A 12,390-nucleotide genomic window follows, 5' to 3' on the forward strand; every position below is an offset into this window, starting at 1 on the left:
GGCGGCGACGACGGCCCTCGTGGGACGCGGGTCAGGGCAGCGTGACGGGCTCTCCCCGGACGAGCTGCAGGACGGTCGAGCCGGTGCTGAGGCCGACGCTGTCGACGGAGGCGCCCGCGTCGCCGGCCACCGTGCCGGGGCCCGTGAAGACGACGCCGGACGCGGGGGGCTCGACGCCGAGGGCGCTGCCCGCCTGCGCGGCGACCGTCGTGCCCTGCGTGCCGTCGACGACGGTGAAGACGTACCAGCCGCCCTCGCGCACGTCCGTCCACGTGACCTGCAGGCCGGCCGGGACGGTGACCGCCGGCGCGGTGACGGCCGGAGCGCTGGAGGAGCCGGAGGTGCCCGGGGCGGACGCGTCCGGGAGGGGCGTGACCGGCGTCGTGGTGACCGGCGCCGAGGCGCCGGGCGGGGTGGACGGCAGGCCCGTGGTCGGGTCCACGACCGCGCCGGTGGCCGTGCCGGCGACCGGGTCGACGGCGGGGGCGCCGGCGCCGGTGGCCGCGAAGGGGTCGCGGACGGCGGGCTCGTCGACGAGGGCCTGGGCGCCCAGCGGAGCCTCGTCCGGGCCGGGGGCGGGGGCGGAGGGGTCGACCGCGGTACCGGCGGCCGGGTCGACGGCCCCGTCCGCGGCCGGGTCGGCGGCGGGGGTCCCCGCGACCGACGAGACCGGCAGGGCGCTCGGCTCGAGGGCGGGCGGCTCGCCGGGCAGCCCGCTGACGACGAGCGCCGCCGCCGCGACGGCGGCCGCGCCGGCGGCCGCCACGACGAGGGCGACCCGTCGCCGGCGCTGCGGCGCAGCGGGTGCGGCGGCGGCCGTCGCCCCCGCGGTCGGGGGCGGAACGCTCGCCGCCGTGGCGGTCGGCGCGGCGAGCGTCGACGCGACGGCGGTCGGGGTGGCGGCGGTCGACGCCGCAGCAGCCGGGACCACGGCCGTCGCGCTCGCGCCCACGGGCGCTCCGGTCGCGGCGGCCAGGGCCTGCGGGAGGACCGACGGCCGCGCGCCGGCGGCGCGTGCGGAGCTCGCGAGCGACCCGGCCGACGTGTCCCCCGGGACGGTCGGCTCGTCGAGCGCCGCGGGGCGCAGAGCGGCACCGACGGCGCCGAGCGCCGTCGCGAGGCGGGCGTCGTGCCCGACCGGCGCCGAGGTGGGGGACGTCGTCGTGGCCGAGGCCGTGGTGGGGTGCGCCGCCGGTGCGGGGCCCGAGGAGGACGGCACGAGCGGCTCGCCCTGGCGGGGGGCGGGCAGGGGCCCGGACGCGGGCGCGAGGAGCGACGTCGGCAGGCCCCCGCCGGGCGCCGGCGACGGCGCGAGCACCGAGCGCGAGCGGTCGCCGGCGAGGGGCGTCCCACCGGCGGGACGGTCGGCCGGCGCGGCGGCGCGGTCCGGCGTCCCGGCGGAGCCCTCCCCCAGGCCCAGGCCCGCGAAGGGGTTCGCGCCCGGCGCGAGGAACGGCGGTCCTCCGGCCACCGGGCCGTCCGCAGCTCCGGGCGTCCGCGGCGCCGGGACGGCGTCGTCGGGCGACGACGCCACCAGGGTCGGCGTCGTCGCCGGGGAGGACGGCGTCAGGGACGGCGACGGGAAGGACGGCCTCGTCGGGGACGGCGTGGTGGGCTCGTGGTCGTCCGCAGCGGTCACAGCGGGTCCTCCGTGGTGGGCGGCGCCGCGGCGCTCGCCGCGGAGGGGTCGGTGGCGCCGGCGGTCGCCGCGGGCGCGGGGGCAGGAGCCGGCTCGGGGCCCGCAGCGGTGCCCGTCCCCCCGTCGGCGGCGGTGGTCCCTGCGGCGGTGGTGCCCGCGGCGGCCAGGGCCACGAGCTGCTCCTCCTGGGGCGTGGTCGGCAGCACGAGGGCGTCCGCGGAGACGGACAGCTGCAGCGCGCCCTCCCCCTCGCCCGCGGTCAGGCTGACGCTGCGCACGAGCAGCGCGCGGGGCAGGTCGACCTGCACCAGCCGCAGCAGCTCCTGCAGCTGGGCGAAGGAGCCGGTGGCGGTGAGGGCCACGGGCACCACCTGGACGCCGCCCTGCGCGGTCTGGTCGGTCGGGGCGGGGCTCGTCGCTGCGGCCCCGTCGGCGGAGGCGTCCGCGGGGGCGTCCGTGGGCGCCTCGGTCGGCACGGCCGCCGCGGCGTCGGCGGAGGCGTCCGCCGGCTCGGTCGGCGTGACGCCGGTGAGCTCGGCCCCGGCGAGGTCGGACAGCTCGGTGACCTGTCGCAGCAGGGCGGGCAGCTGGGCGTCGGCCGGCACCTGCTCGCGCAGAGCGGCGACCTCGGCCCGCGTGGTCGGCACGTCGCCGAGCTGCTCCTCGAGGCGGCGCACCTGCGCCGTGAGGAGCTCGTTCTGACCGGCGGTCGAGGCGGTCTGCTCCCGCAGGTCCGCGGCGAGCTGCTGGCGCGGGCCCACGAGGAGCAGCCACGCCGCCGCCACGAGCACGAGGCCGAGGAGGGCGGCTCCGCCGATCCAGGCGGTGGTCCGGGTGAGACGCATCTCAGCCCACCCCCGCCGTGCTCGTGCCGTCGGCCACCGGCACCGCTGCGCCCGTGACCGCCGCGCCGTCGGCGCCCGTGGCGTCCTCCGCGTAGCGCCCGGACAGCGCCGCGGCGTCGAGGTCGGCGTGGGCCTGGACGGTCGTGCCGCCCTCGGCGCCCGCCGTCGTGCTGTCGGCCCACGGGCCCTGGACGCCGGGCGTCTCGCCGAGGACGTCGAGCAGGTCGGCCGTGTCGGGGACCGTCCTGCCCTCGAGCGAGAGCGTCACCCCGCCGACGGAGCCGACCGTCGAGGTCGCCGCCGGGTCGACCGGTGCGGCCGCGCCGTCGGCGAGCTGCATCGAGAGCGACGTCAGGCGCATGCCGTCGGGCAGCTGGTTCGCGAGGTGGGCGGAGTAGCGGTACCAGAGCACGTCCTGGGCGAGGGCGGTGTCGCGCGCGGTGGTCAGCGTCGTGCGCTGGGCCTCGAGGAGGGGCACCTCGGCGAACTGGGCCTGCTCGGCCTGCAGCTGCGCCGTGCGCGCCTGCTCCCCGGCGAGCGCCTCCTCCGCGGAGGAGACGCGCGCGCCGGCCAGCACGGTGGCCGCCGCCGCACCCACGACGACGAGGCCGAGGGCGGCGGCGAGGCCGACCTGCAGGCGGCGGAACCGGTCCGCCTCGGCGACGGCGCGCGGCAGGAGGTCGACCGACGGCGCGCCCGTCAGCCGGACGACCTCGACGTCGCTGTCGTCCTGGCGCCGCTGGCCCGGGACGGCGAAGGCCGGCGCGCCGGACCCGCTGCCGGCGAAGGGGCTCGCGAAGCTCACGCCGCACCACGCAGCGCCAGGCCGACCGGGACCGCGCCAAGGGTCGCGACCTCGGCCGCCGGGCCGTCGTCGCTCGTCGGGCCGACGACGAGGCGCGCGAGCGCGTCGCCGCGACGGACCGGGAGGCCCACGACCTCGGAGAGCAGGTCGGCGAAGCCGGGCACGAGGGCAGTGCCGCCGACGAGGACGACGCCGCGCAGCGGGTCGCCGCCCTGGGTGGCGGTGTAGTAGTCGAGAGAGCCGCGCACGCCGTCGGCCAGGCGCTCGGCGGCGCGGGTCACGACGTCGGCCGAGCGCGGGTCGCCCACGTCGGCGCGGGCGTCGACGTGGACGCCCTCGTCGCGCAGCAGGCGCCGGGCGTCGTCGGGGTCGAGGCCGGAGGTGACGAGCTCGTCGACGACGCGGTCACCACCACCGGTCAGGACGCGCACGAAGCGCGGCGCGCCGTCGGTGTGGACGGCGACCTGCGTGACGCGGGCGCCGATGTCGACGACCGCCTCGGCGCCCTCGCGGGAGCCGGCCGGGCTGGCGACGGCGCGCAGCGCCGCGAACGGGGCGAGGTCGACGCCCGTGACGCGCAGGCCCGCGGCGCGGACGGCCTCGACGCGGGCCATGACGGCGTCCTCGGAGGCGGCGACGAGCAGCCCGCGCACCGTCGTGGTGCCCTCGCTGGTGCGCTCCTCGACGGGGTGGAAGTCGAGCACCGCCTGGTCGACGGGCATGGGCAGCACGTCGGCGACCTGGAACGGCAGCGCCCTGCGCAGGTCCTCGGGCGGCATCTTCGGCAGGTCGACCGAGCGGACGACGACGCGCTGGGACGCGACGCCCACGGCGACCTTCCGCGACCGGAAGCCGCCGACCGCCCACAGCTCCTTCAGCGCGGCCGTGACGGCGGGCCCGTCGAGCACGTCGCCGTCGCGGACCGCCCCGTGGGGCAGGGCGACCGAGGCGAAGCGGACGAGCGCCGGCCCGGCCTTCGTCAGCGCCACCTCGGCGGCGCGCACGCCGGACGTGCCGATGTCGAGGCCGATGCTCGAGCGGGGCACGGGAGCCTCCCGGGAGGTCGGCGCCCGCGGCGCGGGCGGTGGGGCGACGGGCGGATGCCGTCGAGGTCCCATCGGCAGCCCCGGCCGGGCCTTGAGCCGTCCGAGGGACGGGGCGCGCCGTCCTCGCCTCGGGAAGGTGGCGCCCCCTCCACCCCGAGAGGCCCCGCCCCCGCGAAGGTGACGCCCCCTTCACCCCCGGAAGCCCCACCCTCGCGAAGGTGACGTCTCCTTCACCCCCGGAGGCCCCGCTCCCGGAAAGGTGACGCCCCCTTCGCACCTGGAGGCCCCCTTCCGCGAAGGTGACGCCCCCTTCACACCTGGAGGCCCCCTTCCGCGAAGGTGACGCCCCCTTCGCGTCGAGCACGGGTCAGGCGACGCCGAGCAGGCCGAGGTAGCCGGCGGCCAGGCCGGGCCCGGCGGCGACGCCGACGGCCGCGCCGAGGAGCATGAAGGGGCCGAAGGGGATGGCGGACCTCCGCCCGGCCCGCCGGGTGGCGAGCAGGACGACGCCGACCAGCCCCCCGACGAGGAAGGCCGCGAAGGCGCCGACGGCGAGCTCGGCCCAGCCGAGGTAGCCCAGGTGCATGCCGAGGAGCCCGGCGAGCTTGACGTCGCCGAAGCCCATGCCGCCCGGCTTGGCGAGCGCGAGGCCGAAGTACCCCAGCCACATCACCGCGAGGCCGACGCCCAGGCGTGCGAGCGCCCACCAGTCCGCCTGCAGCGCAGCCGCTCCCACGAGCAGCACGGCCCCGACGACGTACGACGGCAGGACGATCGCGTCCGGGAGGCGGTGGTGCTCGAGGTCGATGGCGGTGAGCGCCACGGCCACGCAGCCGAGGTAGAGGAACGCCGGCAGCGCGGGCGACCAGCCGACCTGGAGGGCCACCAGGGCGAGCAGGACGGCGGTGCCGAGCTCGAGCAGCGGGTACCGCGGGCTGATGGGCGCCCGGCAGTCGCGGCAGCGCCCCCGCAGGAGGACCCACGAGAGGACGGGCACGTTGTCGCGGGCGCGCAGCCGGTGGCCGCACCGCGGGCACGCGCTCGGCGGGGAGACGACCGACTCCCCCGCCGGCACGCGGTGGACGACGACGTTGAGGAAGGAGCCGACGAGCAGCCCGAGGACGGCGCAGGCGACGACGAGCGCGAGCATCACCGGCCCGGCTCAGCCGTCGGTGACCCGCGCCACCGTCCACGGGGAGTCGGCGGGGCTGAGGAAGAAGGGCGGAGGGAGGTTGGCCAGCCGCTTGTCGAAGACGTAGTCCTTCACGTACCCGTTGCTCCCCTGCTTGACGATGCCGCGGTGCTTCTGGGCGATCGTCCCTCGGACGGTCAACGTCCCGAGCTCGCCGCCCCGGTCGAAGTTCTGGACGACGAAGCTGTGGCCGACGGACAGGACCGCCGCCTCGATGCGCCTGACCGGCGTGCTGAGCAGCCGCGTGCCGGAGGCGGTCTGCGGGTTGTACACCCAGACGAAGCCGTTGGGGATGAGCCCGAGGACGTCGGTGCCCGTGAGGCCGCTGGCGTACTGCAGGTCGCCGGTCACGACGACGTCGCGCGCCGTCGCCAGCGTCGTCTGGCCGCTGAGGGTGCCGCTGACGAAGGCCGTCCCGTTGGCGCAGCCGTAGGAGACCTTCGTCTGCCCCCCGGCGACCTCGTTCGCCAGGGGGTGGCCGGCGGCGGCGCCCGGGCTGGGGCACGCGCCGGGCAGGTCGTCGACGTAGACGAGCGGCGGCACGGCCCAGCTCTGCGCCTGGGTCCGCCGGGAGGCGTCGAAGCACCCGGGGGTCGTCGTCGTGGTCTGCGGGCTGAGCACCGTCATCGTCGAGCCCGTGTAGGTGATCTTCGTCTCCCCGACGTAGGTGCACCCCGCCGAGCGGCCCTCGGACTGGATGCGCGCCTTGAGGTCGCCGTTCGACCCGGGCAGCTGGAGGACGGGTGCGTAGGCGGGCTTCGCGCTGGCGCTCGTGGGCGACCCGTCGCCCCACCAGCGCGAGGCGGGGTTCGGGGCGGGCGTCGTGCCGTCGGCCCAGCCCGTCTCGGTGACGGGGTTCGTGAAGGTGACCGAGGAGCCGCCCGTGATGGCCATCGCGTCGTTGGTGTGGACGGGTCCGGTGAGCACGTCGTTGTAGCCGAAGAAGATGGACTGGCAGGCGAAGTAGACGGTCCGTCCGTAGTCGAGGCTGGCGGACAGCACGCCGCCGCCGTCCGCGACCATGATGGGCGTCGTCGACGAGGCTGTGTAGCGCGAGACGCTGAGCCCGCCGTACTCGAGCGCGTGACGTCCGGCGTAGTAGTAGGACCCGCACTTCTGCGCGTAGACGGCGGGGTCGGGGGCCCAGCTCGACCCCGACGGCGGGTTCACGAAGCCGCCGGCCGCGTTGACGACCCACGTCGCGACGGACGGGAGGGGGACGAGCGCCGGGTCGGTCACCTCGAGGTCGGTGAAGTAGACGTAGTCGAGGAAGCCGGAGTGGCGCAGCGACGCCGTCAGCGTGCGCTTCTCGCCGCGTGAGACGCCGGTCGCCCGCACCCGGATGACGCCCGACTGGGCGGTCTGGGACGGCGTCGTCAGCAGCTGGTAGCTGAAGCGGCCGCCGGCGGCGCCGGGCACCGGCGCCCCGCCCGCCGCGAAGGCGGGGTTCGCCGGGTCGACCCCGGTGCCGGCGGTCGTGTAGTAGCTGGGGTTGGCCACGAGCCGCGAGAGGTAGTCGTCGAGCCCCGCCTGGGCGGCGGCCGTCGCCGTCCGCACGTCCTGGGCACGTCGGCTCAGCGGGGCGGCGGTGACGGCGGCCATGAGGGCGACGAGGGCGAAGGCCGTGAGGACGCTGACGGCCCCGACGACGAGCACGAGGGCGCTCCCCCGCTCGCCGTCCTCGTCCGTCCGCGCGCGCCACCGCCGGAGGGGACCCGCCGGTGCCGGTGCGCCTGGACGCGCCGACGACCGCGTGGCAGGGCGGGCCGGGGACGGGGCAGGAGTGGTCATCAGGCCCTCGGGACGGTGTTGGGGCACGTGACGAGCGTCGTCACCGTGCTGGTGGAGGTGCGGCCGGTGCCGGTCGCGGAGGACGAGACCGCCAGCCCGACGCTGCGGACGGCGGCGGGGGTGGTGGTCGTCACCGTCCCCGTGGTGTCGGCGTAGTAGGTGAAGAGCGCCTGGCCGGAGCTCGTCCCCCGGAGCAGGCACGTGGTGCGCGGCGCGCCGGTCGCCGGGGCGAGCGTCTCGGTCAGGCAGTCGCGCACGGCGTCGTAGCGGTAGGTGACGGTCGTCAGCGGGGGGTCCTGCGCCGCCTGCGCCGGGTCGGCGGCCCAGACGGCGTCCTGGACGCTCGCCGTGAAGCTCACCTCCGACGGCGTCGTCGTGAGGAAGGCGGGCGTGGTCTGCGAGGCGGGCGTGGCCACGCGCAGCCGCCGGCCGATGACGTCGGCCGCCAGGCGCACCTCGGCGTTGGCCGTCGTCTTGGCGGTGACGTCCGTCACCCCCTTGAGGTCCGCCACGAGCACGGCGCCGATCGCCACGAGCAGCACCGAGGTGATGCCCATGGCGACGAGCAGCTCGACGAGCGACACCCCCTCGTCGCCGCGCGTCGCCCCCGGGACGCGCTCGCCCCCGGAGGGCGGCTCGGCGCCCGGCCGAGCGGTCACGTCGGCACCGTCACGGTGACCGACTGGCCGGCCGTGAGCGTCGCCGCCGCCGAGGAGCTGAAGGACTCGTAGCGCGAGACCTGCCACGGCCCGTCCGGCAGCGGCACCGCGGTGCCCGCCGACGTGCTGAGGGCGAGGGTGGCGGCGCCCGCGCAGGCGCTGCCCACGCCCGGGCGCACGTAGACGGTCGCCGGGAGGGCGCCGCTGCCGCTGTTCGGGCCTTGGAGCACCGCGGTGCCGAACGGGAGGGTGGCCGTCGGCGACCCTCCCGGCGGGACCACGACGCTGACGCCACCGGTCGTGGACGGGGCGCAGCCGCGGACCTGGTAGGTGCCCGGGAACAGGCCGCCGGCGCGGTGGGTGGTGCCGCCCGAGCCCTCCACGAGGCAGTCCGCAGACCCCGCCGGGACGGTGGCGCAGGACGGGTGGAGGCGGCGCGTGGTGGGCAGCGAGAAGGGCGCGTCGAGGGTGAGCGGCATGCCCGTCCGCTGGACGCCCGCGGGGCTCGACGAGGGCGCCGTCGTCATGACGGTGATGGCGCCCGACCGGTCGAGCGTCGTGCGGGGCCGCGCGACGCGGCCGGGGACGACCGTGAACGAGCCCGTCAGCGCGGCGGCGGCCTGGGTCGGGGCGACGTAGCCGTTGAGCGAGGCGGTGGCGAGGTAGGTCCCGGCGGGAACGTCCGGGAAGGACGCGCAGCCGGTGCTGCTCGTCGTCGCCGTCCGCGTGGCCGTCGACGGCGTCGGTCCGACGAGCGTGACCTGCACGCCGAGGACTCCCCCGCCGTCCGCCCCGGCGACGACGACGGCGACGGCGCCGGGCTGGCCCGTGAGCGCTGGCGACGTGGGCCCGGGCGACAGCTGCGTGTCGCCGCGCACCGGCTGGGTGCGCCCCATGGCCGGCCAGGTGACCGTCACGCCGACGGTCTTCGTCACGGTGCGCGCCGTCGACACGAGGCAGGCGTTCGCGCCGGCGCCGCTGGAGAGCCAGGCCACCGCGCGCTCGACGGTGTAGGTGGTGCCCTGCTGGGTGACCGTCCGCGTGGTCGTGCCCGGCAGCAGGTCGTCGACGGCCACACCCCGCGCCGCCTCGAGCTCGGCGGTCATGAGCGCGGCCGCTTGGACGCGCTGGCTGTTGCCGCGGGAGAGGTCGAGCGCCCCGATGAGGACCGACGCGACGGCGACGGCGCCGATCGCCAGGACCATCGCGGCCACCACGGCCTCGACGAGCGAGAAGCCCTCGTCCTGATCTTCACCCACTCGCGTCTCCGTCTCCTGGCTACGAGGCCGGGGGCCGCTTTCGCAGCCCCCGGCAGCGTGGTCGATCAGCAGGTGCCAGAGGTGAGGCCCCCGGCCGCCGAGTACTTCCAGTTCTTTGTGTCGCCCTTGCTGTTGACGACGGCGACGCACCAGTCGGTCGAGTCGACGATCTTCGCCGAGGTGTCGGTCAGGACGACGTTGTCGCTGGCGACGCCGATGTCTCGGGCCGAACCGCCCGTCGGCGTGAGCTGGTACTTGCCACGCGCCGTCGCGGTCGCCGCCACCTGGCTCAGGATGGGCTTGGCCGTCCCGTCGACGTAGTAGGTCGCGATCTCCTTGCCGATGGTGGAGACGTCAGCCTTGGCTGCACTGTCCTGCGCCTTGGCGCGCTGGGACAGGAAGACGGGGACGGCGATCGCGGCGAGGACGCCGATGATGATCATGACGACGAGGAGCTCGATGAGGGTGAAGCCGGCGTCCTTCTCGCGGATCGACTTCTGGATGCGAGCCATCATGGGCTGGTCTCCTGGGAGGAAGAGGTCGAGTCGCCCGGTGGGCCCGCGCGCGGGATGCGCTTCGCGACTCCTTGCCCCCTCCAGATCGGTCACGTGGTGCCGTCCTTGAGGGGTCAAACCCGCTGCGGAGCTCCGTCACCCGCTCGGCCCCCCACGCACGAGCGCCCCCGTCCACCGGACGAGGGCGCTCCTGCTGCGACGTCGGACGGCTCTACTGGATGAGGTCGAAGACGCTGAAGATGGGCATGTAGAGGGCGACGATCATCCCGCCGATCACCGAGCCCAGGACGGCGATCATGAGCGGCTCGATGAGCGACGTCAGCGCCTCCGTCGTCGCCTCGACCTCCTGGTCGTAGAACTCGCTGATCTTCGCGAGCATGGCGTCGAGGGCCCCCGTGTCCTCGCCCACCGCGAGCATCTGCACGACCATCGGGGGGAAGACGGCGTGGCGGGCCAGCGGACCGCTCATCGTCTGCCCCTGCCGGACGGCCTCGCGGACGTCGTCGGTCGCCTTCTTGAGCACGGTGTTGCCGGCCGTGTCGCCGACGATCTCGAGGCTCTGGAGGATCGGCACGCCGCACGCGACCATCGTCCCGAGGTTGCGGGTGAAGCGGCTGATGGCGACCTTGCGGAAGAGGAGGCCGAAGACGGGCAGCCTCAGCTTGAGCGGGTCGACGACGCCGCGCACCCCCTCCCGGTGGCGCACCCGGCCCCACACGACGGCGCCCGCGACGCCGAGGACGACGAGGACCGGGGCGACGGTGCGCAGGCCGTCGCTGAGGACGACGAGGACCTGCGTCGGCAGCGGCAGCTCCCCGCCCAGGTCGCTGAACATCGTCGCGAAGACGGGGACGATGAAGACGAGCATCCCCGCCGTCGCGAGGATCGCCATGACGAAGACGACCACGGGGTAGGTCATCGCCGACTTGATCTTGGCGCGCAGCTTCGCCTCGGCCTCGAAGGTCTCGGCGACCTGCAGGAGCACCGCGTCGAGGAAGCCGCCGACCTCGCCGGCGCGCACCATGCTCGTCATGAGGGGCGGGAAGACGCGCGGGTGCGCCGCCAGCCCGTCGGACAGCGACGTCCCCGTCTCGACCTTCCCGCGGACGTCCGCGAGCGCCTTCTGCAGGCCCTTCGACTCGCTCTGCTCCGCGAGGATCGACAGCGAGCGGACGAGCGAGAGCCCGGCGCCGACCATCGTCGCGAACTGCCGGGACATGACGGCGAGGTCCTTGAGCGTGACGCGGTCGCCGCCCGGGAGGGTGATCTCCCGGTTGAGGCCGGTCCCCTTCTCGTGCAGGGACACCGGTGCGTAGCCCATGCCCTTGAGGCGGGCGACGAGGGCCTCCTCGTTCGCGGCGTCGAGGGAGCCGGTGACGAGGGAGCCGGAGGCGTCCCGGACGGCGTACTCGTAGGTCTTCGTGGCGGTCGCCATCGCTGCTCCTCTCAGGCCCGGCCGCAGAGGCGGGCCAGGTCGGCCGGGTTCGAGCTCTTGTCCATCGCGTGCTCGTAGGTGACGGCGCCCACGCGGACGAGCTCGGCGAGGTGCTGGTCGAGGGAGTGCATGCCGGCCGCGCCCCCCGCCTGCAGCGCCGAGGCGAGCTGGTGGGTCTTGCCCTCGCGGATGAGGTTGCGGACCGCGGGCGTCGCCATGAGCACCTCGGTGGCGACCGCCCGGCCTCGCCCGTCGGCCCGCTTGCAGAGGGTCTGGCTGACGACGCCCTGCAGGGCGCTCGCGAGCATCGTGCGCACCTGGTCCTGCTGGTCGGCGGGGAAGACGTCGACGACGCGGTCGACGGTCTGCGCCGCGTCCTGCGTGTGCAGGGTGGCGAGCACGAGGTGCCCGGTCTCGGCGGCGGTGAGGGCGATCGAGATGGTCTCGAGGTCGCGCAGCTCGCCGACGAGGATGATGTCCGGGTCCTGGCGCAGGGCGTGCTTGAGCGCGGCGGTGAAGGACCGGGTGTCCTCCCCCACCTCGCGCTGGTTCACGACGCAGCCCTTGTGCTGGTGGAGGAACTCGATCGGGTCCTCGACGGTCATGATGTGGTCCCGCCGGGTCCGGTTGGCGAGGTCGATGATGGCGGCCAGGGTCGTCGACTTGCCCGAGCCCGTCGGCCCCGTCACGAGGACGAGGCCCCGCGGCAGGTGGGCGAAGGTCGCGACGGCCGGCGGCACGCCGAGCTCCTCGAGCGCTCGCAGCTCGCTCGGGATCGCCCGGAAGGCCGCGCCGACGCTCCCCCGCTGCTTGTAGAGGTTGACGCGGAAGCGGCCCACCCCCGGGACCGCGTGGGCGAGGTCGAGCTCGAGGTGCTCCTCGAAGCGCTCGCGGTGCTTCTGCGTGAGCATCCCGTAGAGGCCCCGCCGCAGCGCCCCCGGCTCGCACGTCGGGAAGCCCGGGAGGGCGGCGAGCTCGCCGCGCACGCGGACCGTCGGCGGGACGCCGGCCGTCAGGTGCAGGTCCGAGGCCCCGGCCGCCGTCATGGCGACGAGGGCCCCGACGACGTCCACCTCCGGCTCGGGCTCGGCGTCGCCGCTGCGCGGCTGCGGGAGGAGCGTGTCGGGGAGGCGCGCAGCGCCCGGCGCGCTGCGGTCGGGCGCCACGCCCGGCGTCGGCGGGGACGGCGTGACCGGCGGGTCGC

The 12,390-nt window shown here is 76.3% G+C and carries 11 protein-coding genes; all 11 read right to left on the bottom strand.

Features of this window, described 5'->3' with window-relative positions; genetic code table 11:
- Positions 1-31: 31 nt before the first annotated feature.
- Complete coding sequence (locus tag Q0789_RS05685; RefSeq protein WP_298803005.1) at positions 32-1,639, bottom strand: hypothetical protein; 1,608 nt, start codon at positions 1,637-1,639, stop codon at positions 32-34.
- Positions 1,636-2,484 carry a hypothetical protein gene (locus Q0789_RS05690; RefSeq protein WP_298803007.1) on the bottom strand — a complete coding sequence of 283 codons (849 nt, stop codon included), beginning with the start codon at positions 2,482-2,484 and terminating at the stop codon, positions 1,636-1,638. The genes Q0789_RS05685 and Q0789_RS05690 overlap by 4 nt, the downstream gene beginning before the upstream one ends.
- A gap of 1 nt (position 2,485) precedes the next feature.
- On the bottom strand, positions 2,486-3,289 hold the full coding sequence (locus Q0789_RS05695; protein WP_298803009.1) for a hypothetical protein: 804 nt from the start codon (positions 3,287-3,289) through the stop codon (positions 2,486-2,488).
- Positions 3,286-4,335: a type IV pilus assembly protein PilM gene (gene pilM, locus Q0789_RS05700; RefSeq protein ID WP_298803011.1), complete on the bottom strand. Its 1,050-nt coding sequence runs from the start codon at positions 4,333-4,335 to the stop codon at positions 3,286-3,288. Before pilM ends, Q0789_RS05695 begins: the two co-directional genes overlap by 4 nt.
- 367 nt (positions 4,336-4,702) lie before the next feature.
- Entirely contained in the window at positions 4,703-5,485 is a 783-nt protein-coding gene (locus tag Q0789_RS05705) for an A24 family peptidase (RefSeq protein WP_298803311.1), read from the bottom strand.
- A gap of 12 nt (positions 5,486-5,497) precedes the next feature.
- Positions 5,498-7,183, bottom strand: a complete 1,686-nt coding sequence (locus Q0789_RS05710; RefSeq protein WP_298803013.1) for a hypothetical protein — start codon at positions 7,181-7,183, stop codon at positions 5,498-5,500.
- A 134-nt stretch (positions 7,184-7,317) separates the two neighbouring features.
- The gene (locus tag Q0789_RS05715; protein WP_298803015.1) at positions 7,318-7,977 is read right to left on the bottom strand and encodes a hypothetical protein; all 660 of its coding nucleotides are present in this window, start codon (positions 7,975-7,977) and stop codon (positions 7,318-7,320) included.
- Complete coding sequence (locus tag Q0789_RS05720) at positions 7,974-9,236, bottom strand: hypothetical protein (RefSeq protein WP_298803017.1); 1,263 nt, start codon at positions 9,234-9,236, stop codon at positions 7,974-7,976. The genes Q0789_RS05715 and Q0789_RS05720 overlap by 4 nt, the downstream gene beginning before the upstream one ends.
- Positions 9,237-9,301: 65 nt before the next feature.
- Positions 9,302-9,751 carry a type II secretion system protein gene (locus Q0789_RS05725; RefSeq protein ID WP_298803019.1) on the bottom strand — a complete coding sequence of 150 codons (450 nt, stop codon included), beginning with the start codon at positions 9,749-9,751 and terminating at the stop codon, positions 9,302-9,304.
- A gap of 211 nt (positions 9,752-9,962) precedes the next feature.
- Positions 9,963-11,186 (bottom strand): type II secretion system F family protein, encoded by a 1,224-nt coding sequence (locus Q0789_RS05730; protein WP_298803021.1) that lies wholly within the window; start codon positions 11,184-11,186, stop codon positions 9,963-9,965.
- An 11-nt stretch (positions 11,187-11,197) separates the two neighbouring features.
- Entirely contained in the window at positions 11,198-12,232 is a 1,035-nt protein-coding gene (locus tag Q0789_RS05735) for a type IV pilus twitching motility protein PilT (RefSeq protein WP_366917658.1), read from the bottom strand.
- Between the last annotated feature and the right edge of the window lie 158 nt (positions 12,233-12,390).

Source organism: uncultured Pseudokineococcus sp., assembly GCF_947499845.1.
In the GTDB taxonomy this organism is placed as follows: Bacteria; Actinomycetota; Actinomycetes; order Actinomycetales; family Quadrisphaeraceae; genus Pseudokineococcus.

Excerpts from the sequence above, each read along its gene's own strand:
- Q0789_RS05690 (WP_298803007.1), bottom strand. The coding sequence starts at position 2,484 with ATGCGTCTCACCCGGACCACCGCCTGGATCGGCGGAGCCGCCCTCCTC.
- Q0789_RS05705 (WP_298803311.1), bottom strand. The coding sequence starts at position 5,485 with ATGCTCGCGCTCGTCGTCGCCTGCGCCGTCCTCGGGCTGCTCGTCGGC.
- Q0789_RS05725 (WP_298803019.1), bottom strand. The coding sequence starts at position 9,751 with ATGATGGCTCGCATCCAGAAGTCGATCCGCGAGAAGGACGCCGGCTTC.
- Q0789_RS05730 (WP_298803021.1), bottom strand. The coding sequence starts at position 11,186 with ATGGCGACCGCCACGAAGACCTACGAGTACGCCGTCCGGGACGCCTCC.
- Q0789_RS05735 (WP_366917658.1), bottom strand. The coding sequence starts at position 12,232 with ATGACGGCGGCCGGGGCCTCGGACCTGCACCTGACGGCCGGCGTCCCG.